Source organism: Pseudoalteromonas galatheae (genome assembly GCF_005886105.2).
Taxonomy (GTDB): domain Bacteria; phylum Pseudomonadota; class Gammaproteobacteria; order Enterobacterales; family Alteromonadaceae; genus Pseudoalteromonas; species Pseudoalteromonas galatheae.
On the sequence record NZ_PNCO02000001.1, the window covers coordinates 1,487,198 to 1,511,782 of the forward strand.

Consider the following 24,585-nt stretch of genomic DNA (forward strand, 5'->3'; position numbering starts at 1 on the left):
TTTACCTGACTCCACGCTAATAAATGGCTGTACAAATAATCTACCGTTCAAAGGTGGTATAGATTAAGGAACACATAATGACACAAAATGAAGGCACAGCTTCTGTTATCCTAGATAACGTCTGCAAGCTTATCCATAAGAAAGTCCATGCTGACAAAGTGTCACTTGTCGAAACGTTTGCCAAAACCTTGTACAGCAATATGTCTAAAGAGGATTTGGCACATCGTAACGACAGTGACTTATACGGCGCAGCATTGAGCCTTTGGAATGCCCTTGATAAAAACAAGTCTGACGATGCCGTCATTCGCGTTTTTAATCCTGAGGTTGCAAAGGATGGATGGCAATCATCGCATACGATTGTCGAGATAATCGCTAAAGATATGCCGTTTTTGGTTGATTCAGTACGCATGGCGATGAATCGCAAAAACATAGTCTCTCACCTATTACTTCATTCTCCACTTAAGTTACAAAGAAATGACGCTGGTGCAATCACCGCAGTTTCTAACTTAAAAGCAGAACAAGAATCTACGTCTACTAAGACCGTATTCTTTATCGAAATCGACAGGCAAACAGATGATTCGGTGATCGCTGATTTTACAGCTGAGCTTGAATCTGTCTTAAATGATGTTTCTGTTGCGGTTGCTGATTGGCTACCAATTCGCGATAAATTGGTGAGCGTAAGTAAAGAGCTGCCGACTCGTCATTATAGTTGTTCAAAAGAAGAAGTTGCTGAAGCCGTCGAGTTTTTAGACTGGCTGGTTAGCGACAACTTTACCTTTATGGGCTACCGCCAATATGATTTGACTCCAGTTCAAGGTGACTATGAGCTGAAGCCAGTTGAAGGCACAAGTCTCGGACTGATGAAAAACTCAGGTGATGACCACAGTCGTTTATTGTCTGAATTGCCTGAAGTTGCGCGCAAAGAAGCACGTAGTAACAACTTGCTGATCTTAACCAAGACGAACTCACTTTCACGCGTTCATAGACCAGCGTATATCGACTATGTTGGTATCAAGCGTTTTGATGATGAAGGTAACGTGATTGGCGAAGACCGTTTCATCGGCTTGTTCTCATCTAGTTTCTACAACAACAGTGCAGTAGATGTTCCGGTACTTAAGAGTAAGATTAACCGTATCATGGAGCAATGTGACTTTGCAAAAGGCACACATGCATACAAAGCGGTACTCAATATTCTTGAAACCTATCCTCGTGATGAGCTAGTACAGGCGCGTGAAAGCGAACTACTTGAAGTGGCAATGGGCGTTTTGCAAACTCAAGAGCGTGACATGTGTCGCCTATTTGTGCGTAAGGATGTGTATGGTCGTTTCTTCTCTTGTATGGTTTATGTGCCAAGAGAGCGATACAACACAGCGTTACGCCGTGAAACTCAACAACTGCTAGGCCGTGCATTTAAGTCTAGCGACAAAGTAGAGTTCACCACCTTTTTCTCTGAATCAACACTAGCGCGTACGCATTACATCGTGCGTGTTGATGACAACAACATAGATTACAACGTGAAAGAAATCGAAAATAACTTGGTAGAAGCCGCTCGTACTTGGGAAGACAAGCTACAATCCGCACTTCTTGAAAGAACAGGCGAGTCTCGTGGTAACGAGTTAAACCGTAAATACACGAATGCGTTCCAGTCTGCATATAAAGATCAAGTGTTGCCAAGCGCAGCAGTCGTAGACATCGAAAAGCTAGAGCAACTAAATGACGACAACAAACTTGAGATGCTGTTCTACAGACCTCAAGAAGAAGCTACGTCGCAGCTTGTTCGTTTGAGTCTGTTCCACAAGGCAGAGCCTATTCATCTATCAGACGTGATGCCAATGCTTGAAAACTTTGGCCTACGTGTTATTGGTGAAACTCCGTACGCCGTGAAGACGACTGATGGTCAAGTAAACTGGATCATGGATTTCTCTATGCTTATTGACAGTAAAGGGATCACTGATTTTGATAAAGTATCAGCACGTTTCCGCGCAGCATTGACTAATGTGTGGAATAACCGCCTAGAAAATGACGGTTTCAACCGTTTAGTGTTATTAGGTGGTCTAACTGGTCGTGAAGCATCTATCTTACGTGCATATGCTAAATACATGCGCCAAATTGGTGTGACGTTCTCGCAGTCTTACATCGAAAATACATTTGACCGCTACCCGCACATTGCAGCGATGATCGTTGATCTCTTCGTGAAGAAGTTTGCACCGAAGAAAGTTGCCACTGAAAAGGCACTTCAGAAGGTTATTGATGCAATCTACCTTGAGCTTGAAAACGTAGCAAACTTAGATGATGACCGTATCATTCGTTTGTACGTTGATATGATCAATGCAACGCTGCGTACTAACTTCTATCAAAAAGAAGCAGACGGCACGAACAAGTCGTACACGTCATTCAAGATCCAGCCAAGTGCAGTGCCAGATATGCCATTGCCATTACCAGCGTTTGAAATCTTCGTATACTCTCCACGCGTAGAAGGTGTTCACTTACGTGGCGGTAAAGTGGCTCGTGGTGGCCTACGTTGGTCAGACCGTCGTGAAGATTTCCGCACAGAAGTACTTGGCTTAGTTAAAGCACAGCAGGTTAAGAATACGGTTATCGTACCTGTGGGCTCTAAAGGTGGTTTTGTTTGTAAACAACTTCCAACTGAACGTGAAGCGTTCTTCAAAGAAGGCCAAGAGTGTTACAAGATCTTCATCCGTGGTCTACTAGACATCACAGATAACATCGTACATGGTGACATTGTGCCGCCAGTGGATGTTGTACGTCACGACGAAGATGACCCATACCTAGTTGTTGCAGCAGATAAGGGGACAGCTACCTTCTCTGATATCGCAAACGGCATCGCTGAGTCTTACAACTTCTGGTTGGGAGATGCGTTCGCTTCTGGTGGTTCAATCGGTTATGACCATAAGAAGATGGGTATTACTGCTAAAGGCGGTTGGGAATCGGTTAAGCGTCATTTCCGTGAAATGGACATTGATTGTCAAACAACTGATTTTACAGCAGTTGGTATTGGTGACATGGGTGGTGACGTATTCGGTAACGGTATGCTGCTATCTAAGCACATTCGTTTACAAGCGGCATTTAACCACATGCACATCTTTATCGATCCAAACCCAGATGCAGCAAGCTCGTATGTAGAGCGTGAGCGTCTATTTAATCTGCCACGTTCAAGTTGGGAAGATTATAATAAGGATCTTATCTCCGAGGGCGGTGGTATTTTCTCTCGTGCAGCGAAAGCAATTACGCTAAGCGCTGAAATGAAGAAGATGATAGGCACTAAGAAGTCGAGCATGACACCAAACGAGTTGATCAAAGCATTGTTGAAGATGCCAGTTGATTTACTTTGGAACGGTGGTATCGGTACTTACATTAAGTCTAAATCTGAAACTGATGCTGAAGTAGGCGACCGTGCAAATGACGCGCTACGCATCAACGGTGGTGAGCTTGGAGCGAAGATCTTTGGTGAAGGTGGTAACTTAGGTGCTACTCAGCTAGGTCGTATCGAGTTTGCTTCAAACGGCGGTCGTATTAACACCGACTTTATTGACAACGTAGGTGGTGTTGCCTGTTCGGATAATGAAGTTAATATCAAGATCCTACTTAACGGCCTAGTTGCTGAAGGTGAATTGACGAATAAGCAGCGTAACGAATTACTGTATTCAATGACTGATGAAGTATCAGAATTGGTACTGAAAGATTGTTACCGCCAAACGCACACGCTTTCGATTACTAAGTCTAAAGGTCCTGCAACTCTGAAAGAAAAAGTACGCTTTATTCATGCACTTGAAAAAGAAGGCAAGTTAAATCGTGCAATCGAATTCTTACCAACTGATGAAGAGCTAGCAGAGCGCGCGGCGGCAGGTAAAGACCTAACACGTCCTGAGCTATCTGTATTAGTTTCTTACTCTAAGATGGTATTAAAAGAGACATTAGTTGTTGATGAGATCTCAGAAAATCCATACTACCGTCAGTTGCTAGTGAACTCGTTCCCAGCACCGCTGCGTGAGCGCTTCAATGCTGCGATGGATAATCACCCGCTACGTAAAGAGATCATTGCAACGAAACTTGCAAACAATATCGTGAACGATATGGGTCTAAACTTCATGGTTCGTATGCACGAAGAGACAGGTGCAACGGATGCAGAAATTGCGGTTTGCTACTCAATTGCAAGTGCAATCTTTGAAATGAAGGAAACGTGGTCAGCGATTTCTGCGCTTGATAATAAGATCCCAGCAGCAGTTCAAACGGAAATGCTATATCAATTACGTCGTACGGTTCGCCGTTCAACGCGCTGGTTCTTGCGCCACCGTGATAAGTCTCAAACCATCGAGCAAACCATCGCGTTCTTTGCACCAACATTTAAAGATTTAAGTACAAATCTACACAACTACATGGTTGCAAATGAAAGCGAGCAGATCGTTGATAAAGCGCGCGACCTTGAATCTCAAGGTGTACCAGCTGAGATTGCACTGCGTATTGTGTCACTTTCAAGCTTGTTCTCGGTCATGGACCTAGCGGAAGTGGCGCATAACTCAGGTCGTAAGATCGGTGTTGTGTCTAATACCTACTTCACGCTCGGTGCAAACATGGGTCTACATTGGTTCCTTGACCAAATCACGGCTCAACCTGTTGCAAACCATTGGCAGGCGCTTGCTCGTGCTTCATATCGTGAGGAGCTTGATTGGCAACAGCGTTCATTGTCAGAGGTTGTATTAAACAGCTTTGCTGGTGATGACAGTGATATCAATGAACAGATTGAGCAGTGGATGGATAAGCAAGCAGGCTTACTACACCGTTGGCAGCAAATGTTAACTGAGTTTAAGACGTCGCAAAGTCATGACTTTGCTAAGTTCTCAGTTGCACTTCGTGAGCTAATGTTACTAAGCCACAACTGCGATACTTCCAAATAATCCAGAAATCGCTACAATACCCCAGCTTTGACTGGGGTATTTTTTTGTCTAATGCCATTGGCATAATCCATTTAGCTAAAGTCACAAAAGGGTGATTTTAGCTAAGTCGATTACGTTACCAATACTGAGGAGCTACCATGTTTTACGATCTTGCGCGTCGTTTTATGTTTAACAAAGATGCGGAGTGGGCACACGATTTTGCCCTAGGCAATCTTCGTCGCTTTGCAAATACGCCAATGAGCCTTGCATGGTCTCAATCAGTTCAAGACAAACCAGTTAACTTTTTGGGGTTAGAATTTAAAAACCCGGTTGGGCTGGCAGCAGGCCTTGATAAAAATGCTGAGTGTATTGAAGCATTCGCACAAATGGGTTTTGGCTTCATTGAAGTTGGAACTGTCACGCCGAGACCACAAGCGGGCAACGACAAGCCTCGGATCTTTCGTTTACCAGAGGCAAATGCGATTATTAATCGCATGGGATTCAATAACAAGGGCGTTGATTACCTAGTCAACAATGTAAAAGCGGCAAAATACGATGGGATCCTTGGGATCAACATTGGCAAAAATAAAGATACACCGAATGAACAAGGTAAAGATGACTACATTCACTGTATGAGAAAAGTATTTGAGCATGCCTCATATATCACAGTGAATATCTCTTCACCAAATACACCAGGTCTTAGAGATCTACAATATGGCGAAGCGCTGGACGATCTATTACAAAGCCTGAAAAATGAACAGATGGATCTGATCGCCAAGCATAACAAGTCAGTGCCTATGTTGGTAAAGATCGCACCAGATGTCGATGGCGTTCAGTTAACCCAGATCGCAGAGTCATTAGTTAATAACCGTATCGACGGTGTTATTGCAACTAACACAACATTAGCCCGAGATGCGGTAGCAAATCTAGAGTACGGTAATGAAGCAGGTGGTTTGTCTGGTAGACCTGTTCGTGAAAAATCGACGCATGTAGTCAGCGAATTGAAGCGTATTACTGACGGTAAGCTACCAATCATCGGTGTAGGTGGTATTGACAGTGCTGAATCTGCAAAAGAGAAATTTTCAGCTGGTGCTGATTTAGTACAAGTCTACACAGGCTTTATTTATGAAGGTCCAGCGCTTGTTAAAAAGATCGTTTCGTCCTTATAAGGATCGGTCATATAACCAAATGATCCAAAACAAAACGTTATTATAAAAAATTTCATCATTGCGTTTTTCGCGTTATACTCCCACTTACTAGTTGAGCTAATTGGTTGGTGGGAGAGAAGTTTTGCAAGCTTCAAAAGAGTGGCAATGGATCCGCTGCACAGAAAGGAACAGGTTGTTAATTGATTTGGGTGACGAGCTTCAGCTTTGCACGCCTTTTCGTTTGCGCCACCTTACTGAGGACTCAACCGCTAATCCCAATTTTAGTCTCAGCGAAGCTGAATTTTATCAGAGTGTATTTTCCTACCTTTGCGGGTTTGGTGTTTGGAATGAGCCCAGATGCTGCCAAATCGCTTTAAATGCCACTGCGGCAAAGTTTCATCTGCAACCGATGCAAGCAAAAAGCTGGTTTTTTAAGCCATATTTTGGTGGTGAACCTGTGAGTGAGGCGGTTGTGTGTTTAAATTCTAAGTTAAGCTGCGGCGAGTTTCTAATTATCGAGCATGATGGTCAATCAAGCCTTTGTTTAAGCTTGAACGAGCAATTTATTCTTGATGAGGGAATAGAGCTTGAACAATTTCAAGCGATAAAAGTACTGAACGATCGGTTAGCGCCGCTGGTGTTAACACACCGAGTTCACCAAAGCGCATAGCCAAGTTCATCCTATCGTTTTATTGACCAGCAATTATTTCCTATATTAATCTGTACCTAATTTGAGTTATTTGCTGATCTAGGGAACAGAATGCGCTGCCTCTGCGATAAAACATTAAAACTAACTTATGCCGACGCTGAAGGACATTGCGGTTATCAATGTCAGTCATGCGGTGCCATTTGGCTGCCGCGCAAATTTATTGATTCCATTAAACATACTTATCACTTTAGTTATATCGATTTTATTGCAAAGCGGTTGTTGCTTGAGCGTGACGTTTTTCAATTATGTCCTGATGATGGTCATACACTTAAAGACTATACGCTCTTTGAAGCTAGTTTTAGTGAGTGCGGGTGCTGTGGTGGCGTGTGGTTTGAAAAAGGGGAGCTCCATAACTTACTACAAAATTACGAAAGCAAGAGTTCGGACATAAGCGCGCTAGATAAGTTAGACTTTCTGAACTTGCTAAATTTTTAACGTAATTTATCCCTATACAACCAAGCTCAACTAATAACTAACGATAACTTGTGTGTTATACTGCGCCCAGTTGAAATTTAAGGGTATTCAAATTGCAATTTATCGCATTGACATCTATTGGTGTAGAGCAGTTACTGGTTGAAGAATTAACCGAGTTTGGTTTTGAAATAAATAAGCAAACCGTTGGTTCAGTTAAGTTCACAGGTGCTAATCTAGACGTACAAAAGTTCTGTATGATGACACGATTTGCAACGCGCGTGATGTTGCTTATCGATGACAAACCAGAAGTGAATGACAAAGATTCTCTCTACAAGTTTGTTCGTTTTCATCCATGGCAAGATTGGTTTAGTCCAAAGCAGACCTTTGCAGTAGAGTTTAATGGTACGAATAATGCGCTTAAAAATACGCAATTCTCTGGTCTGGTGGTTAAGGATGGGATCGTTGACTATTTCAATGACCTGTTTGAACAACGTCCAGATGTTGACAAACAGACACCGGATATTCGCATCATAGCGAAATTATCTAAGCAAGGCTGTGCGCTATATATCGATTTTTCGGGACCTCGCTTATCTGATAGAGGTTATCGTGACAAACAAGGTAAAGCGCCAATTCGTGAACATTTAGCGGCAGCGCTGGTTAAACGTAGCGGCTGGCTTGAAGATACTAATAAGCCACTTTTTGATCCCTGCTGTGGTTCTGGCACGTTATTGATTGAAGCAGCTTCTATGGCACTTGGCTTACCTACTAACCTAAATAAAGACTTTGCCTTTAAACGCCTGCCGAGTTTTCGTGAAAGTAAGTTCACTGAGCTTAAAGCACAATTAAAGGTACAACCAGAGCAAAAGAGCTTATGGCTGATCGGTAGTGATATCGATGAGCGTGTGCTGTCAATTGCCGAGCGCAATGCCAAGCGCGCAGGCGTTGAGTCACATATTAAGTTTAAGTTTGAAGATGCCAATCAGCTTAGCCTTGCAGCTAAACGTCCCGGCACTGTGCTGAGCAACTTGCCTTATGGTGAACGTCTAGGTGGTATGGCTGAAATTATTACGCTATATCGCAATATGGGGATCGCCTTTAAAAAGCACTATAAAGACTGGAATTTGGCGCTACTTGCAAGCGAAGAAAGCCTGTTAAAAGTGTTAAAACTGGCGCGTAAAAAGTCTTATAAATTTAAGAATGGTCCACTAGACGTACTACTTAACCTGTATGAAATGAATGAAATGCAGGTGCAGCAAAATAAACAGAGCAGCGGTCTTAATTTTGAAGGCTCGACTGCGTTTGGCAACCGTTTGAAGAAAAACCTGCAAGGCTTAAAATCTTGGCTGAAAAAAGAAGACATTAACGCGTATCGTGTTTATGACGCGGATATTCCTGAGTACAATGTTGCGGTTGATGTATATAACGACAACGCAGTCATCTTTGAATACAAAGCACCAAAAGAAATTGACGATAGCGTTGCGCAAAAACGTTTGCAAGACGTGATCACACTTACCGCCGAGCAGCTGAATATCGACCCGCTAAACATCGCGGTAAAAGTAAGAAAACGCCAAAAAGGTCAAGAGCAATACAAAGCCCTGGACAAGCAAAACCGTACTGAGGTAGTAGAAGAGTACGGTGCTAAGTTCAAGGTTAACCTATTTGATTATCTTGATACTGGTCTATTCCTAGACCACCGCTTAGCTCGCAAGTTTATTCAGCAACATTCGAAAGATAAACGTGTGTTGAATCTATTTGCATACACAGGTAGTGCTTCTGTGCACGCCGCAGTTGGCGGTGCAAAGTCTGTTACCACAGTAGATATGTCAAAGACCTATCTAAAATGGGCTGAGGAAAACTTTGAGCTAAATGGTTTGAAGAATCCACGTTTCAGATTTGAGCAAGCGGATTGCTTAAAATGGCTTGAAAGAGCCGTTGGTCAATATGATCTCATTTTCTTAGACCCACCAACATTCTCTAACTCTAAGCGTATGTCTGACGCGTTTGACGTACAAAGAGATCATTTAAAACTATTTGGGTGGGTAAAGAAAATATTAGCACCGAATGGTGTACTGCTGTTTTCTAATAACAAACGCGGATTTAAAATCGATGAAATGGGACTTGCTGCACTTGGCCTAACCGCTGAGGAATACTCATCACAAACCTTGTCTTTGGATTTTAAACGTAACAAGCAAATTCACAACAGCTGGTTGATCCGTCATGATTAAATGTACCTTATTCCACACCGATGGTTGTCATCTTTGTGAAGAAGCATTGGCGATGTTAATTCAATTTTTGCCTGAGGCCGAAATTGAACTAGTCGATATCGTTGATAGTGAAGAGACGATGACGGAATATCAATATAGAATTCCAGTGATTAAAAAAGGCGAGACAGGTCAGGAACTTGGCTGGCCTTTTACTCAACAACAACTACAAGAATTTATAGACTAATATGGATCTCATTCGAATTGCTAAAGCCCAACTGGCTTTTGGTTCACACCCTATACTTGACCAAGCTGATGCCGTTATTGAATCAGGTGAGCGCGTTTGTATTGTGGGCCGAAATGGAGCCGGTAAATCAACGTTACTGAAAGTACTTGATGATCAAGTTCAACTTGATGATGGTGAAATCAACCGTGTTGGTGGATTAAAGGTTTCAAGGCTAGAACAAGACCCACCAAAGGGTGCAAATGGGTCGGTTTTTGATTATGTTGCGAACGGTTTACCTGATGTTGCTGAGCTACTCATTGAATTTCATGAAGTCAGTGAAAAACTACAAACCAGCCAGTCAGATAAATTGATGACCTCGCTTGAGCGCCTGACTCAGCGATTGGAAAGCGAAGATGCATGGCGTTTTGAGTCAAGGATCAAGCAAGTGCTTAGCCAGTTGCAATTAGATGCGAATATGCGCCTAGAAGAGCTCTCCGGTGGCTGGCTACGCAAAGTCGCGCTGGCCAAAGCGTTGGTGAGCGACCCAGACTTGTTGCTACTCGACGAGCCGACTAACCACCTTGATATGCAAAGTGTTATCTGGCTTGAGCAATTCCTGAAAGAGTTTAAAGGAGGGATCGTGTTTATCTCTCACGATCGTGCCTTTATTCGCGCAATGGCGACTCGAATTTTAGATTTAGACCGTGGCAAGTTGGTTTCATACCCAGGGGACTATGCGCAATATCTAGAACAAAAAGCCCATGATTTAAAAGTGGAAGAGCAACAGAATGCCTTGTTTGATAAAAAGCTTGCCGAAGAAGAAACCTGGATAAGGCAGGGGATCAAGGCCCGTCGAACCCGTAACGAAGGGCGTGTGCGAGCACTAAAAGCGCTCCGTGTTGAGCGCAAGCAACGCATCGAGCAGCAAGGTAAGACAGACTTCAACATCGAGACGGCGGATCGTTCCGGTAAGCTGGTCTTTGAAGCGAAACATTTAGACAAAGCATTTCAAGAAAAATGCATTGTGAAGGACTTTTCAACGCTGGTGATGCGTGGCGACCGTATTGGCTTGGTCGGTCCTAACGGAGCTGGTAAAACCACGCTATTAAAAATGCTTTTTGGTGATATTAAACCTGATGCGGGTAGTGTAAAACAAGGTGTGAACCTAGAAGTTGCGTACTTCGACCAATACCGAGAAAAATTGGATGAAGAAGCAACCGTGCAGGATAATGTCGCAGAAGGCAAGCAAGAAGTAATGATGGGCGGTCGCTCGCGTCATGTGCTTGGCTATCTGCAAGACTTTTTATTTCCGCCTGCGCGAGCCCGAACCCCTGTAAAGGCGTTATCAGGCGGTGAAAAAAACCGTTTATTGCTTGCAAAGCTTTTCCTTAAGCCTTCAAATATTATTGTGCTGGACGAACCGACCAATGACTTGGATATTGAGACGCTTGAGCTACTTGAAGAAATCTTAAATCAATATCAAGGTACGGTGCTGGTCGTTAGCCACGACCGAGAGTTTATCGATAATACCTGTGGCAGTGTTTGGGCGTTCGAAGGCGAAGGCTTGGTGACAGAAATTGTTGGCGGTTATAGTGACTTTGAGCTGTATCAACAAAGACGTGAGCAGCAAAAGAAAGAAGCGCAAAAGGTTCATCAAGAAAAACAGCAACAAGCCGAGATTAAAAAAGCAGCTGCGCCTGCTCGTTCAAATAAACTGAGTTACAAATTAAAACTTGAATTAGAGTCGTTGCCCAGTAAAGTAGAGGAACTTGAAGAGGCAGTGAACAAACAACAAGCACTGGTCAGCGATCCAGACTTCTTTAAACAAGATCAAGAAACGACCCATAAGGCATTGAACCATTTGACTGAGCTAGAGTCGAAGCTGGAAGCCGCGTTTGAACGCTGGGAAGAACTAGAAGCATTACAGAATCAGCAGTAAGGATTAAAATGAAATTTAAACTTTTAGCCGCGAGTGTCGCCGTAGCCCTTTCACAACAGGCGAACGCTGCCACCTATCAGTTAACTGAATTACCAAGACATGATAATAGCAAATATAGCTACGTGTCGGATGCCAATGAAGCGGGTGAAGTGATTGGCTATGCGTCCAATCTGTTTGGTGTAAAAATTGATGTGTCGTATATCGACTTTGATGATTCGACATTTAAAAACTTTTACGATAACACTAAAAAGCAGTATGAGCTGATCGACGAAGAAATTACTTTTACATTAGATGATATTCAAAATAGCAATGCTGCTAATACAAATGCCCAAGCGCATGCTTTTATGCTGTCGTACTTGAGCAGTGAGAATAGAAATGGTTTTATACAGCATCAACATGTTATTAGTGGCATTGTGTTGACCTATGATAACAGTAGTGCAGAAGAGTTCGTGGTGTTTGACGAATCATCCCCTGACTACGAGGGATTGACTCGATCTGTGAGTAGCTACCTAACGAGCATCGCAGAAGACGGCACAATCGTTGGTTGGGGATCTGCGCCTTACAAAAAGATCACATTTACTCCTGATGGTGAAACGGAAAAAGAAACCTACTTTGTGCGTGATTGGCGCAATAAAGGTATTTTAGTTACACCAGCAGGAGAGAAAATTAAGTTAGAGCCAGCCTTTACAGAATACGGCGGTCTTTCTATTGCCACTGATATCAAACAAACTGCAGATGGCGGCTATATTGTTGTGGGACAAAGCTCGACGTCGTTATCGCAACGTGCAAAAGAAAATATTGAAGACAATTGTGATGGTAAAGATGAACCGGTTGAGGTGTGTGTACAAAGTATCTCCACTCCTTTCCACACAAGAGCGTATCAATGGAAGTTTGACAATGACTTTAATCTAACTAGCACCACTGATCTTGGTTTGGGATTCACGCCAGATGAAGACAGTGAAATTGCTTATTCAAGTTTGGCTGTGGCAACTAATGCGAACGGCTTAACGGTTGGTGAGTCCCGAGCGCGTCGTCAAAGTAATAATGATTTATTGCCATATGGACAGGCTGTTTATTATAAAGATGGTGAAATCAAGCGCATCAAAGAAGTTGAGAGCTTTATCGAGTATAGCCAAGCAGTTGATGTAAATGATAATGGGATTATTGTTGGTGTGTTTGGTCGGTCATCGAATGGTTCAAGAGAATATGACTCAACTGGCTTTTATTTTGATACGACAACATCAGAATTTAAAGAGATGCCTGCATACTTTGAGAGCTCAGCAACTGCGGTAAACGACATCAATAATAACGGGTTTGTTGTAGGTCAAGGTGTTATCGAAAAGAGTGGCTCTAACCGCCGTCGCGAGGCGTTTTTATATGAAATTGGTGCAGAAAAACTAGTTAATATAAACTCACTTCTTCCTTGTAAGAGCGATTCTTTCCCTTACACTATCGCAGAAGCTGTAAAAATCACCGATGATAACAAGATTTACGCTGTCGCGACTAAAACAGTTGAACGACGCAATACCTTGGGTGGAATTGAAAAGGACAGTAAAGGTGAGATAGAGTATGAATCGGTGAGTTTGCCAGTTTTACTTACGCCAATTTCGGGTGAACCAGAAAGCTGTACACCACCTGAAGCGGAGACGTATGAGCGCCAATCTGCAAGCTGGTCTTGGCTTAGCTTACTTGCGTTACCACTAGTGGCGCTGAGAAGACGTCGTAAAATCTAAAGTACAAATTTAGACACAAAAAAAAGCCCTTAAGGGCTTTTTTTTGTGTCTGAAAAAATTCAATTCGATATTTAATTCAACCGATAAAAATCTTAACTATACTGGTACTAGTCTTGGCCGCGACTTTGCCACGCTTTGTTTACTGAGCGTCGCCACAGGTAATCGATACCGAAAAAGCCGACAATGGCGGCAAGTGTTGCGCAGATCAAAGAGCCGACGATAAATGCTGGCCCAATCGTTGTTAAACTTTGTGCAAGCCATTCCCAACTCGCTTCAAAATGGAATGGTTGTTGTTCTTGGCCAAGAGCAAATACACCGACTAAGTATGAGCAATAAAATATAGGCGGCATTGTGAGTGGGTTAGTGATCCACACGAGTGCAATAGACAAAGGCAAGTTAACGCGAAATGGAATCGCGAGTGCTGCTGCCAGCACCATTTGAAAAGGAACAGGGATGAATGCGAAAAATAGCCCCACCGAAAATGCACCGCGCGCTGAGCGCCGGTTCAAATGCCAGAGATTGGCATCATGCAATAACTTACCAAAGATTTTTAATGATTTCTGTTGTTTGATTTTATTATGATCAGGTAAAAAGCGTTGAATCGTTTTTTTCGCCATTTGCAGCTGCCATCTACTTGGATTCTGATATGTTTTGGAATAATGCTGGGTTGCTTCAGTGCGGTATTTCTTCTCGACAATTGGCGATTAGCCGCAATAAGCATATTCCTCTACTTCATGGGCCGCTATTCTAAGCTTTTTTGTCCTATATTGGCAGGGTTTATTTTAGGGATTTCCATTGTTCTTAGCCATTACTTTGTTTTTTATCAGCTAAAAATACCAGAAATGTGGCAATCGCAGCTTGTTACTGCTTCGGGTAAAGTTCTTGAGGTTGATAATTCTGTGATAGGTGAAGCGTTAAAGGTAAAACTTGAACAAGTTGACGATTATCAGTTTGCGCGTTGGCGGACGGTAAATGCAAAGCTTTATCGTGACGCGTCAACGCCTATATTGACAGTTGGTGACCACATTGAGTTTACGGTAAAACTTAAGCGTTATCGTAGCCGAGTTAATATCGGACTTTTTAACGCTGAATTGCATGCGTTTAGAAAGCACATGTATTTTAAGGGCAGCATCAAAACAATCAATTTGGTAGTGAAGGACACTACGTGGCGAAATAACTACCGCTTATTCATAGATAAAAAGCTAAACGGGCTCAGTTATGCTTGGCTGTATTATATTTTGTTAACCGGCGATACAAGCAAAGTCGACTTTGAAAACAAAACACAATTTAGAAGTCTAGGTTTGAGCCATTTGTTAGCGATTTCAGGGCTTCATATCGGGATGGTATTTGCCATCGCGTTTTTGCTGATAAAAGTCGTGCTGTATTGTATCCCGGTAATAATCTCCCAGGCAGCCAACTTGCATCAGTGGTGTTTAGTTTTTGCGTTATTATTGTGTTTTGGATACGTCATTCTCTGCGGCTACAGTGTATCGGCGACACGAGCTGTGATCATGGCAATGGTATGGGTTGCATGTTACCTCTTTGCTGTGCGACTTAAAGCGCTTCAAGTGTTAACGGTTGCGTTGACAATCGTCTTGGCGGTAGACCCGTTTTCGCTACTTAATCCTGGTTTATATTATTCCTTTTTTGCGGTTGCTATCATCGTAACGTTAGTGACAAAAGTTGGTCGAGGTATAGGTGCAAAACTGCTTGCGTTAATTAAGTTGCAGCTTGCGTTATTTATCTGCCTGTTGCCACTTAACCTATATTTCTTTTCCGGTGCGAGTATTATCTCACTGGTTGCGAACATCATTGTGATCCCGTTGATTTCTGTGGTTGTATTTCCGCTACTACTGCTTCATGTTACTGCGTTGCACGCTATTGGTTGGCAACTTCCACTTCACTTAGTTGATAATGGTTTAGTGGTTCTTTTTGAGTTGTTGCAGAGCGCTCCGCTAACTTGGGTAGATATACCCAGCGTTTCGTCCGTGTTTCTCATAACCAGCTACTTAAGTGCTGTGCTGCTGTTTTTATTCAGAGATTATCTCGGTTTATTACCTGTCTTACTTTTCCTCGTTCAGTATCAATTTCGAGCTTCTCCGCTATGGCAAATCGATATCTTTGATGTAGGTCACGGAACGGCAGTGTTAGTTTCTCGTGATAACAAAGGGCTGCTCTATGATGTGGGGGCTAAGTATTTTGGTTATTTTTCGATGTTCGAGTTTGTGATCAAACCCTATCTTTTAAATAATCGAATTACGCTGCAAGATACCATCATTAGTCATAACGATGGTGACCATAATGGTGGCGTTGACGACCTCATTGCTTTTGATGGCGGGAAGTCGTTACAGCGTTTTCACCCAGCAAGTGCTGCTGATAGTTGTGTGCTAGGAATGCATCAATTTCAAGGACTAGAGGTATCTGTGATCTGGCCTCAAGAAATGTCGAACAATGACAACAATAACTCTTGTGTGGTTCGTATCTCTGATGGGCAGTTTACGCTTTTATTACCAGGAGATATTGAGAAAGTCATTGAAGCTAAGTTACTTACTCTAGAAAAAGAAGCACTCAAAGCCGACATTTTACTGGTTCCACACCATGGTAGTGGCAGCTCTTCAAGCGAGCAGTTTATTCAAGCAGTTGACCCGGATATTGCGATATTTTCTCGTGCCTTTTATTCGCCTTGGAAAATTCCCAATGAGAACGTGATTGAAAGATACCAAAGAGTAGGGAGCACGCTATTGGATACCGCCTTAGATGGCCATATAAAGATCTCAATTTTTGCTCAAGAAATCACAGTTGAACGAGCTCGAGAAGTGGAAAATTACTGGTTTCTCAGATAATCCATTCAGTTTTAACGATTTGAAAGTTACAATAATGCCATATAGAAAAGTAGAGGCTGGCAATGCAACCAACCGACAAGCAGATTTACGCTAGATTATTTAGCTATGTAAAAGACTTTAAACTCGCTGCCGTATTTTCAGTAATTGGCATGATAGGGTACGCTGCGATGGACGCTTCGTTCGTTGCCTTAATGGATCCATTTATCGATGAGGGTCTCACAGCAGGCAATCGCGATGTACTAAAACTAGCGCCCTTTGTTGTCATCGCGTTAGTTATTGGTCGCGGTATATTTAACTATATGGCATCGTATTGCTTGTCTTATGTTGGGTCTCAGGTTGTTCGCACTTTGCGACAGCAACTATTTGAACATATGTTGTATCTACCAGTTTCATTTCATGATCAACATTCTAATGGTGAATTGATATCAAAAATCACTTTTGATACTGAGCAAGTACAGCAAGCCGTCACTAAGGCACTTCAAGTGCTGATCCGTGAAGGTGCATTTGTATTTTTCCTACTTATTACGATGTTTTATGCAAGTTGGCAGCTATCACTCATCTTCTTAGTTGTGGTACCAATCGTGGCGGTGATCGTTACTGTGGTGTCTAAGCGTTTTAAGAAAATTTCCAAGAATATTCAAGATGCGATGGGAGAAGTGACGAAAAGCTCTGAGCAAATGATGGCGGGTCATAAAGTTATTCATGGGTTTGGTGGTCAAGATAAAACTATCTCTCACTTTGCTAAAGTTAATAATCATAATCGCCAGCAACGCGTAAAAATGGATGCGACTAAAGCGCTGAGCGTGTCTATCATCCAAATCATAGCGGCGAGCGCAATGGCGGTGATACTCGCGATTGTCGCAATGCCTTCTATGGTAGATAAAATTTCATCGGGCACCTTTGTCACTTTGATCACCTCTATGATGATGATGCTGCGTCCTTTAAAACAACTTGCCAATGTGAATAGCGACTTGCAACGCGGTATCTCTGCGGCGAAAAGTGTGTTTGCGGTGATTGATCTTGAAAAAGAAAAGGACACTGGCACTCAGTCCTTATCTCGTGCTCAAGGTAACCTACAAGTCAAAGACTTAACCTTTACTTATCCATCTAAAAACGATCCGGTGATTGAGTCATTAAACCTTGAAATCAAAGCCGGGCAGAGTATTGCGTTGGTTGGCAGAAGTGGCTCAGGAAAATCAACGATTTCTAATCTATTACCGCGTTACTATGATATTGAAGCGGGCAGTATTGAGTTAGACGGCACGAACATAAATGATTACCAGCTTGCGGATCTACGCGCGCAGTTTTCCATCGTGTCGCAGCAAGTGGTGTTGTTTAATGACACTATTGCAAACAATATTATGTACTCGTTAAAGCAACCCTTATCGCAAGAAGCCCTCGAAAAAGTAGCAAAACAAGCCCACGTCTGGGAATTTGTTAAAGATCTTCCTGAGGGCCTAAATACTGTTGTTGGTGAAAATGGCGTGATGCTTTCTGGCGGACAACGACAACGTATCGCCATTGCGCGTGCTATTGTAAAAGATGCACCTATCCTTATTTTAGATGAAGCCACATCAGCACTAGACACGGAATCTGAGCGTTTGATCCAACAAGCGTTAGAAGAACTGATGGCTGATAAAACAACCATAGTGATTGCCCATCGGTTATCGACAATCGAGCGTTGTGACTGCATCTATGTGCTAGATAAAGGCAAAATCATCGAACAAGGCAAGCATGCTGAATTAGTCGCGCAGGAAGGGGTTTATCATGCACTTTGCAAAATGCAGTTTGGTGAGCAATAAATGGCATCAAAAATAGAGCAAAGTTGGTATAAAAAAGCGGGCGTACTGACGTTGTTATTGCTCCCGTTAAGCCTATTATTTGGACTTATTAGCTCGATAAGAAAGGGGCTTTATAAACTCGGTTTTTGCCCCGCGTATCGCTCGCCTGTTCCGGTTATTATTGTCGGTAACATCAGTGTGGGCGGTAATGGCAAAACGCCATTTGTGCTTTGGTTAGTGCCTTTTCTTGAAAAGCTTGGTTTTAAGGTTGGGGTGATCAGTCGAGGCTACGGTGCGAAACCCAGTTCAACCCCGTTTTTGGTCACTGAAGCGACCTCAACGGAAGAGGGCGGTGATGAACCTTGTTTACTCGCCAAGCGGTTGAAATGCCCAGTGATGATTGGTGCTGATAGACAAGCCAGTATCGAGAAATTATTGGATAGTAGCGATGTAAACATCATTGTCAGCGACGATGGGCTACAGCACTATAAATTGGCGCGAGATATTGAATTCTGTATTGTTGATGCTGAACGGCGCTTTGGGAATGGCTTGTGGATGCCAGCAGGGCCCCTTAGGGAGTTACCTAAGCGTATTCAGAGTGTCGATCTTGCCGTATATAATGGTGGGTGCGAAAGTTACTCCTATACGCTAGAGGCGGTTGGTTTTTTTCGTGTTACAGATGATAGTCCAGCATCCAATATTGAAATGGCTGGTGCTTCAGTCTGTGCTATCGGCAATCCCGCGCGATTTGAAAATACGCTACGAGATAGGGGGATTGTTCTGAGTGAAAGCCTACATTTTGCGGACCATCATCCATATCAAGCGTCCGACTTCTCGCAAATCGATAACGGCGCTATTTTTATGACAGAGAAAGATGCGGTAAAGTGTCGCACATTTGCAAAAGATAATTGGTATTACCTCAAAGTAGATGCCAAACCTACATCAGCGCTTGAAAAAGCGGTATTAAATTTACTTAAAAAGAAAGAGATTTATCATGGCCTTTGATACCAAATTACTAGAAATAATTGCCTGCCCAGTATGTAAAGGCAAATTAAGATATGACAAAGAAAACAAAGAGTTGATCAGCACAGCAGCTAAGCTTGCGTATCCAATTAAAGATGATATTCCTGTGCTATTGGAAAACGAAGCACGCGAGCTGAGCAGTGATGAGGTTGAGCAGTGGAATTCGTAGTCGTTATTCCGGCGCGTTATGCTTCAAGCAGGCTGCCTGGTAAACCACTTGCTGATATCGGCGGTAAACCAATGATCCAGCGTGTCTACGAACAAGCTATTCAATCTGGTGCTGCAGCGGTTTATATCGCAACCGATCACAGTGCGGTATTTGAGGCTGCGCAAGGCTTCACCGATAATGTGCTTATGACGCGTGAAGATCACCAATCTGGTACTGAGCGACTTGCCGAAGTTGTTGAACAACTGGGGCTGAACGAACAAACCTTGGTGGTCAACGTACAAGGTGATGAGCCACTATTAGAGCCTGATAACATCGCACAAGTCGCAGCACTACTGCATCATTCTGATGCACCGATGGCGACTTTGTGCGTTGATGTGGAAGATGTAGAAGAGGTGTTAAATCCGAATGCTGTGAAAGTGGTGTCTGATATTCAAGATAACGCGCTGTATTTCTCTCGCGCGTCTATTCCGTTTCAGCGCGACAGTATGTTAACGCTCGACAAAAATAACATTCCAGTGAGTCACTTTAGACGTCATGTTGGCATATATGCTTATCGTGCGGGCTTTATTCAAACCTATTTATCGCTAAGTGTTTCACCGCTAGAGTTGCAAGAGTCACTAGAGCAGCTACGCGTGCTGTATCATGGATACAAAATTAAGGTCGCTAAAGCGGCTAAGCCGGTGCATGCAGGAGTCGATACTCCCGAAGATTTGGCACGAGTTCAAGAGATACTGAATGGAAAAGTTTAAGCTCATTGCAGACGAGGCAGACTATGTAGTTGCATACAAACCTCAAGGTGTGAGTTTCCATAGTGAGGACGGTGCAGGTTTTGTTGCCTTACTGACGGAGCAATTAGGCTATCCCTTATTTGCGGTTCACCGCCTTGATAAAGTTACATCGGGACTCATTCTTTTAGCGAAGTCTAGCGAGACTGCAAAGCAGTTGACAAGCCTGTTTTCCGCCCGAAAAATAGATAAATTTTACTTGGCGTTAGTCAGTGCTAAACCGAAGAAAAAGCAAGGCTGGATAAAAGGCGATATGGCTAAGTCGCGTAGAGGCACTTATAAACTGGTTAAAACTAAGCTAAATCCTGCGGTGACTCGATTTTATTCATGCTCTGTTGCGAGCAACCTACGCGCTTGTATCGTTAAACCGTTTAGCGGTAAAACACACCAAATTCGCGTGGCACTAAAAAGTATCGGTGCGCCAATTTTAGGTGATTTAGCCTATAGTGGAGAGCCTGCTGATAGAACGTATCTTCACGCATTTTGCCTTGAATTTGAGTGGCAAGGTAACCATCAACGTTATCAAGCGGCGCCTGAAGGTGAGGGTGCATTTGGCCATTTATTGGCACATGAAATCTTTGCAAGTTGGCAAAATCCAAGTCAATTAGAGTGGTAAAATGACGGATTCGAATAGAGAACTAAGATTTGGCGGTATTGGTCGGTTATACGGTAACGCCGAGTTAGAAGCATTAAGTAGAGCACACTTTTGTGTTATTGGTATCGGTGGCGTTGGTAGCTGGGCTGTAGAAGCATTAGCGAGAACGGGTATAGGAAAGATTACGCTTATCGATATGGACGATATTTGTGTTACTAACATTAACCGCCAGTTACATGCTTATAGCGAAAGTATCGGGATGCAAAAGATTGAAGCAATGCGAGATCGCTGTCTTGCGATTAACCCAGATTGTGAAGTTACCCTGATCGATGATTTTTTGATGTTAGATAACATTAGAAACTACATTCAAGGCTTTGATTATGTTATTGACTGTATCGACGCGGTTAAAGAGAAAGCGGCGCTAATCGCGCATTGTAAGCGTAATAAAATACCGGTGATCACCACAGGAGGTGCAGGCGGTCAAACCGATCCTAGCCAGATCCAATATGGGGATGTGGCAAAGACAACCCATGATCCGCTGCTGGCAAAAGTACGTTATATTCTCAGAAAACAATATAATTTTAGCGATAATCCAAAACGTAAATTTGGCGTGGATTGTGTGTATTCCACAGAGCAGCTCGTTTACCCAAGTACCGACGGCACCGTGTGCAAGGCAAAGCAACAAGCTGAAGGTGGGAAAAATATGGACTGCGCGACCGGGTTTGGCTCTGCTACTATGGTAACTGGGAGTTTTGGTTTTTTTGCGGCGTCCAAAGCAATACGCAAGTACCTAGATAAACAAAGCAAAAGCAGCGAATAAGTGTGCTCGTTCGAGCACCTTATATCACTTTATTTTAATAACTCCGCCTTTGCTTGGATCTGTTCAACAATCGCACGTATACCATTACCTCTTGATGGGCTTAGGTGAGCAATTAATCCAAGCGACTCAAACAGTTCATAAGCATTAAACTGACTTGCTTGCTCTGGTGTTTTACTTGCGTACGCTGCAATGATGATTGCAAGTAATCCTTTGACAATACGCGTATCTGAGTCGGCAATGAGTACGAGCTGCTGCGCGTTTTCATCTAAGTCCAGATAGAGCCAAACCTTACTATCACAGCCTGACACTAACGCTGAGTCGACTTTCAGCGCATCAGGAAGCGATGGAAGTTGTTTACCTAGCAGCATAATTTCACGGTACTTGGCTTGCCAGCCATGACTGTCAGATAATTTTTTTGTGATATGTTCAATATTCATAAGTTTAATCTAATAATTCTATTGTGGCATTTAACGCATTAATAAAATGCTCAATATCATCTTGGTTATTATAAAAAGCCAAACTTGCACGCACTGTCCCGTTAACCTTGAGCATTTTCATAAGAGGCTGAGTACAATGATGTCCGCTTCTGACTGCTACGCCGTATGTATTGAGTAGTGTGGCAAGATCGTAGTGATGCTCGCTTTTATAGTTAAAACTGACTACGCCAACATTGTTTTGTGTATCGCCATAAACCGTGATGCCTTCAATCTGTCTTAGCTTTTCTAAAAGGGCGTGGTAGAGCGTTTGCTCATATCGTTGAAGTGCACTGTGCTCAATCTTGTTTATATAATCTATCGCTGCGGCAAAACCGATAACGCCAGAAATATTGGGCGTGCCGGGTTCAAACTTGCCAGGTGCCTCTCGATAGCTGGATCGCTCGAAGCTCACTTCTTTTATCATTTCGCCGCCGGTTTTATACACGGGGAGCGCATTTAGTTGCTGGTATTTACCATAAAGCCCGCCGACACCTGTTGGTCCAAGCGCTTTATGAGCTGAAAAAACATAAAAGTCGCAATCCAGTGCCTTCAGATCAGGCCTTAAATGCAGTAAAGACTGTGCGCCGTCGATAACCGTGATGGTACCCAATGCCTTACAAACCGAAATGAGCGATTCAATTGGATGAATATTCCCAAGTGCGTTTGACACATGACCCATTGCTAACACATCAGGTTTATGTTGTTTTAACAGCGCAATAGCGCCTTGCTCATCGAGGATGCCGTCTAACATAGGTAACACTAATAAAGTTGCCCCGGTACGTTGACAGGCTTCTTGCCAAGGCACTATGTTAGCGTGATGTTCAAAAGGACTGATGGCAATGACGCTGTCTGAATTGAAGCATGCACTCAGGCCATGAGCCAACAAATTTAGAGATTCAGTAGCGCCGCTGGTCCATACTATTTCTCGTGTTTCTACATTTAAAAAATTTGCAACTGTTTCTCGGGCACTTTCGTAGCGAACGGTGGCGTTTTCACTAAGCGTGTGTAAACCTCTATGTACGTTTGAATTCTCATCTTGATAAAAAGATTTTATGACATCGATGACTTTGTTCGGTTTTTGCGCAGTTGCAGCAGAGTCAAGATAGCAAAGCGGCTGTCCATCAAGTTGTTTGTTCAAAATTGGAAAGTCGTTGCGCAGAGATTGAATGTCAGTCATAACGTACCTGAGTTAATTGAGCAGCGCGATTCTAACGAATACGCGGCGATATTAAAACAAAAAAGGCCGCATTAAGCGGCCTTTTCAAACACAATAACGAGATTATCTGTCGTTTTGTGTTTTGTAGTCGCGAGACGTGTAGCCTTTGTAAAGCTGACGCGGACGACCAATTTTGTGTCCTGGTTGAGAAAGCATTTCGTTCCAGTGTGAAATCCAACCCACAGTACGAGACATCGCGAAGATAACCGTAAACATGCTTGTTGGAATACCGATTGCTTTAAGAATGATACCAGAATAGAAGTCTACATTCGGGTATAGTTTCTTCTCGATGAAGTAAGGGTCTTCTAGGGCAATCTGTTCAAGTTTCATTGCTACGTCAAGCAGTGGATCTTGAATGTTTAGCTCTTTAAGCACTTCGTGACACGTTTGACGCATTACCGTCGCACGTGGGTCAAAGTTTTTATAAACGCGGTGACCAAAGCCCATTAGACGGAACGGATCGTTCTTGTCTTTTGCTTTTGCAACGTACTCGTCAATACGATCAACAGAGCCAATTTCTTCAAGCATAGTTAAACATGCTTCGTTTGCGCCGCCGTGTGCAGGGCCCCAAAGTGATGCAATACCTGCCGCGATACATGCGTATGGGTTTGCACCTGAAGAGCCAGCAAGACGAACGGTTGAAGTTGACGCGTTTTGCTCGTGGTCTGCGTGAAGCATGAAAATACGATCCATTGCTTTAGCAAGCACTGGGCTGACGTTATAGTCTTCAGCTGGTACAGAGAACATCATGTGAAGGAAGTTTTCTGCGTAGCTCAAGTCGTTACGTGGGTATACGAACGGTTGGCCAACGTTATATTTGTACGCCATTGCAGCAATCGTTGGTAGCTTAGCTACTAATTTGATTGCACAACGCATACGCTGGTCTTCATCAGAAATATCCAAATCTGAGTGATAGAACGAAGATAACGCACCAACTACACCACATAGCATTGCCATAGGGTGCGCATCGACACGGAAACCTTGGAAAAACGCAGCGATTTTCTCGTGCATCATTGTGTTGCGAGTGATCTCATCTGAGAACTCAGCTAGTTGTTCTTCGCTTGGTAATTCACCATTTAATAGTAGGTAGCAAAGTTCAATATAGTTAGAATTTTCAGCAAGTTGCTCAATTGGATAACCGCGGTGAAGCAGTACACCTTTGGCACCGTCAATATAAGTGATAGACGAGTCACAAGAGGCAGTCGACATAAATCCTGGGTCATACGTAAATAGGCCGTGAGCACCTAAAGAACGAACGTCAACTACGTCTTGACCAGCTGTACCCTCGTAAATCGGTAACTCAATCGGATCGTGACCATCAATATGGACTGTGGCTTTTTTATCTGCCATCTATTTGTCTCCTATTTAATAACAATATTCTGATTGTTATGTTGTGATACTAATGTTAAGCAAATTCAGATCATTCTAACTTATAACCTAGGTCAAAAGTCAATTTTTCTGTGATTTATGCATAAATGTATAATAAATATTCTACGACGATTAAATATTAGACCATTCGCTAATTCGCAAGCGTCTCTATCTAAACAAGAATTGTAAAAGGGCGCATAGCCTTATATACTGTCAACGGTTTTATACCGTATCGTCTGTAGGT

At 43.0% G+C, this 24,585-nt stretch carries 19 protein-coding genes; 15 read left to right on the forward strand and 4 right to left on the reverse strand.

Annotated elements, in window-relative coordinates; genetic code table 11:
* Positions 1 to 77 precede the first annotated feature (77 nt).
* From CWC29_RS06495 to CWC29_RS06530, 8 genes are all read left to right on the forward strand, one after another.
* Entirely contained in the window at positions 78 to 4,916 is a 4,839-nt protein-coding gene (locus CWC29_RS06495; protein ID WP_138523872.1) for an NAD-glutamate dehydrogenase, read from the forward strand.
* Between the two features lie 137 nt (positions 4,917 to 5,053).
* Positions 5,054 to 6,064: a quinone-dependent dihydroorotate dehydrogenase gene (gene pyrD, locus CWC29_RS06500; protein WP_128728250.1), complete on the forward strand. Its 1,011-nt coding sequence runs from the start codon at positions 5,054 to 5,056 to the stop codon at positions 6,062 to 6,064.
* A gap of 121 nt (positions 6,065 to 6,185) precedes the next feature.
* On the forward strand, positions 6,186 to 6,713 hold the full coding sequence (locus CWC29_RS06505) for a cell division protein ZapC domain-containing protein (protein WP_138523870.1): 528 nt from the start codon (positions 6,186 to 6,188) through the stop codon (positions 6,711 to 6,713).
* Positions 6,714 to 6,803: 90 nt separating this feature from the next.
* Positions 6,804 to 7,187, forward strand: a complete 384-nt coding sequence (locus tag CWC29_RS06510) for a zf-TFIIB domain-containing protein (protein WP_138523868.1) — start codon at positions 6,804 to 6,806, stop codon at positions 7,185 to 7,187.
* A gap of 92 nt (positions 7,188 to 7,279) precedes the next feature.
* Positions 7,280 to 9,391 carry a bifunctional 23S rRNA (guanine(2069)-N(7))-methyltransferase RlmK/23S rRNA (guanine(2445)-N(2))-methyltransferase RlmL gene (rlmKL, locus tag CWC29_RS06515; protein ID WP_138523866.1) on the forward strand — a complete coding sequence of 704 codons (2,112 nt, stop codon included), beginning with the start codon at positions 7,280 to 7,282 and terminating at the stop codon, positions 9,389 to 9,391.
* Positions 9,384 to 9,614, forward strand: a complete 231-nt coding sequence (locus CWC29_RS06520; protein ID WP_045989052.1) for a glutaredoxin family protein — start codon at positions 9,384 to 9,386, stop codon at positions 9,612 to 9,614. The genes rlmKL and CWC29_RS06520 overlap by 8 nt, the downstream gene beginning before the upstream one ends.
* A 1-nt stretch (position 9,615) precedes the next feature.
* A complete protein-coding gene (uup, locus tag CWC29_RS06525; RefSeq protein WP_128728246.1) occupies positions 9,616 to 11,532 on the forward strand; it encodes an ATP-binding cassette ATPase Uup in 1,917 nt (638 codons plus the stop codon).
* An 8-nt stretch (positions 11,533 to 11,540) separates the two neighbouring features.
* Positions 11,541 to 13,265, forward strand: coding sequence for a DUF3466 family protein (locus CWC29_RS06530; RefSeq protein ID WP_138523864.1), 1,725 nt, complete (start codon positions 11,541 to 11,543; stop codon positions 13,263 to 13,265).
* A 107-nt stretch (positions 13,266 to 13,372) separates the two neighbouring features.
* Here the strand turns inward: CWC29_RS06530 and CWC29_RS06535 are convergent, their stop codons facing one another.
* Entirely contained in the window at positions 13,373 to 13,882 is a 510-nt protein-coding gene (locus tag CWC29_RS06535; protein WP_138523862.1) for a DUF2062 domain-containing protein, read from the reverse strand.
* On the opposite strand from CWC29_RS06535, the gene CWC29_RS06540 reads away from it, so the two are divergent.
* From CWC29_RS06540 to tcdA, 7 genes are all read left to right on the forward strand, one after another.
* The gene (locus CWC29_RS06540) at positions 13,883 to 16,108 is read left to right on the forward strand and encodes a DNA internalization-related competence protein ComEC/Rec2 (RefSeq protein WP_268960340.1); all 2,226 of its coding nucleotides are present in this window, start codon (positions 13,883 to 13,885) and stop codon (positions 16,106 to 16,108) included.
* Positions 16,109 to 16,170: 62 nt separating this feature from the next.
* Positions 16,171 to 17,910, forward strand: a complete 1,740-nt coding sequence (gene msbA, locus CWC29_RS06545; RefSeq protein WP_128728242.1) for a lipid A export permease/ATP-binding protein MsbA — start codon at positions 16,171 to 16,173, stop codon at positions 17,908 to 17,910.
* Positions 17,911 to 18,894 carry a tetraacyldisaccharide 4'-kinase gene (gene lpxK / locus CWC29_RS06550; protein WP_138523858.1) on the forward strand — a complete coding sequence of 328 codons (984 nt, stop codon included), beginning with the start codon at positions 17,911 to 17,913 and terminating at the stop codon, positions 18,892 to 18,894.
* The gene (locus CWC29_RS06555) at positions 18,884 to 19,081 is read left to right on the forward strand and encodes a Trm112 family protein (protein WP_010371492.1); all 198 of its coding nucleotides are present in this window, start codon (positions 18,884 to 18,886) and stop codon (positions 19,079 to 19,081) included. Before lpxK ends, CWC29_RS06555 begins: the two co-directional genes overlap by 11 nt.
* Positions 19,069 to 19,830, forward strand: coding sequence for a 3-deoxy-manno-octulosonate cytidylyltransferase (kdsB, locus tag CWC29_RS06560; RefSeq protein ID WP_128728240.1), 762 nt, complete (start codon positions 19,069 to 19,071; stop codon positions 19,828 to 19,830). The genes CWC29_RS06555 and kdsB overlap by 13 nt, the downstream gene beginning before the upstream one ends.
* Positions 19,817 to 20,482, forward strand: a complete 666-nt coding sequence (locus CWC29_RS06565; protein ID WP_138523856.1) for a TIGR01621 family pseudouridine synthase — start codon at positions 19,817 to 19,819, stop codon at positions 20,480 to 20,482. Before kdsB ends, CWC29_RS06565 begins: the two co-directional genes overlap by 14 nt.
* Before the next feature lies 1 nt (position 20,483).
* A complete protein-coding gene (tcdA, locus tag CWC29_RS06570) occupies positions 20,484 to 21,281 on the forward strand; it encodes a tRNA cyclic N6-threonylcarbamoyladenosine(37) synthase TcdA (protein WP_138523854.1) in 798 nt (265 codons plus the stop codon).
* A gap of 29 nt (positions 21,282 to 21,310) precedes the next feature.
* Here the strand turns inward: tcdA and CWC29_RS06575 are convergent, their stop codons facing one another.
* The 3 genes from CWC29_RS06575 to CWC29_RS06585 all read right to left on the reverse strand — a co-directional run bounded on the left by CWC29_RS06575 (position 21,311) and on the right by CWC29_RS06585 (position 24,323).
* Complete coding sequence (locus CWC29_RS06575; RefSeq protein WP_138523852.1) at positions 21,311 to 21,718, reverse strand: SufE family protein; 408 nt, start codon at positions 21,716 to 21,718, stop codon at positions 21,311 to 21,313.
* Between the two features lie 4 nt (positions 21,719 to 21,722).
* Positions 21,723 to 22,934: an aminotransferase class V-fold PLP-dependent enzyme gene (locus tag CWC29_RS06580; protein WP_138523850.1), complete on the reverse strand. Its 1,212-nt coding sequence runs from the start codon at positions 22,932 to 22,934 to the stop codon at positions 21,723 to 21,725.
* 102 nt (positions 22,935 to 23,036) lie between these two features.
* Positions 23,037 to 24,323, reverse strand: a complete 1,287-nt coding sequence (locus tag CWC29_RS06585; protein WP_010371472.1) for a citrate synthase — start codon at positions 24,321 to 24,323, stop codon at positions 23,037 to 23,039.
* Positions 24,324 to 24,585 lie beyond the last annotated feature (262 nt).

Bases quoted from the DNA above. Each gene is read 5' to 3' on its own strand.
- uup (WP_128728246.1), top strand. From the start codon at position 9,616: ATGGATCTCATTCGAATTGCTAAAGCCCAACTGGCTTTTGGTTCACAC.
- CWC29_RS06520 (WP_045989052.1), top strand. From the start codon at position 9,384: ATGATTAAATGTACCTTATTCCACACCGATGGTTGTCATCTTTGTGAA.
- tcdA (WP_138523854.1), top strand. From the start codon at position 20,484: ATGACGGATTCGAATAGAGAACTAAGATTTGGCGGTATTGGTCGGTTA.
- lpxK (WP_138523858.1), top strand. From the start codon at position 17,911: ATGGCATCAAAAATAGAGCAAAGTTGGTATAAAAAAGCGGGCGTACTG.
- CWC29_RS06510 (WP_138523868.1), top strand. From the start codon at position 6,804: ATGCGCTGCCTCTGCGATAAAACATTAAAACTAACTTATGCCGACGCT.
- CWC29_RS06580 (WP_138523850.1), bottom strand. From the start codon at position 22,934: ATGACTGACATTCAATCTCTGCGCAACGACTTTCCAATTTTGAACAAA.
- msbA (WP_128728242.1), top strand. From the start codon at position 16,171: ATGCAACCAACCGACAAGCAGATTTACGCTAGATTATTTAGCTATGTA.
- CWC29_RS06565 (WP_138523856.1), top strand. From the start codon at position 19,817: ATGGAAAAGTTTAAGCTCATTGCAGACGAGGCAGACTATGTAGTTGCA.
- CWC29_RS06535 (WP_138523862.1), bottom strand. From the start codon at position 13,882: ATGGCGAAAAAAACGATTCAACGCTTTTTACCTGATCATAATAAAATC.
- pyrD (WP_128728250.1), top strand. From the start codon at position 5,054: ATGTTTTACGATCTTGCGCGTCGTTTTATGTTTAACAAAGATGCGGAG.
- CWC29_RS06555 (WP_010371492.1), top strand. From the start codon at position 18,884: ATGGCCTTTGATACCAAATTACTAGAAATAATTGCCTGCCCAGTATGT.
- CWC29_RS06575 (WP_138523852.1), bottom strand. From the start codon at position 21,718: ATGAATATTGAACATATCACAAAAAAATTATCTGACAGTCATGGCTGG.
- CWC29_RS06530 (WP_138523864.1), top strand. From the start codon at position 11,541: ATGAAATTTAAACTTTTAGCCGCGAGTGTCGCCGTAGCCCTTTCACAA.
- CWC29_RS06495 (WP_138523872.1), top strand. From the start codon at position 78: ATGACACAAAATGAAGGCACAGCTTCTGTTATCCTAGATAACGTCTGC.
- CWC29_RS06585 (WP_010371472.1), bottom strand. From the start codon at position 24,323: ATGGCAGATAAAAAAGCCACAGTCCATATTGATGGTCACGATCCGATT.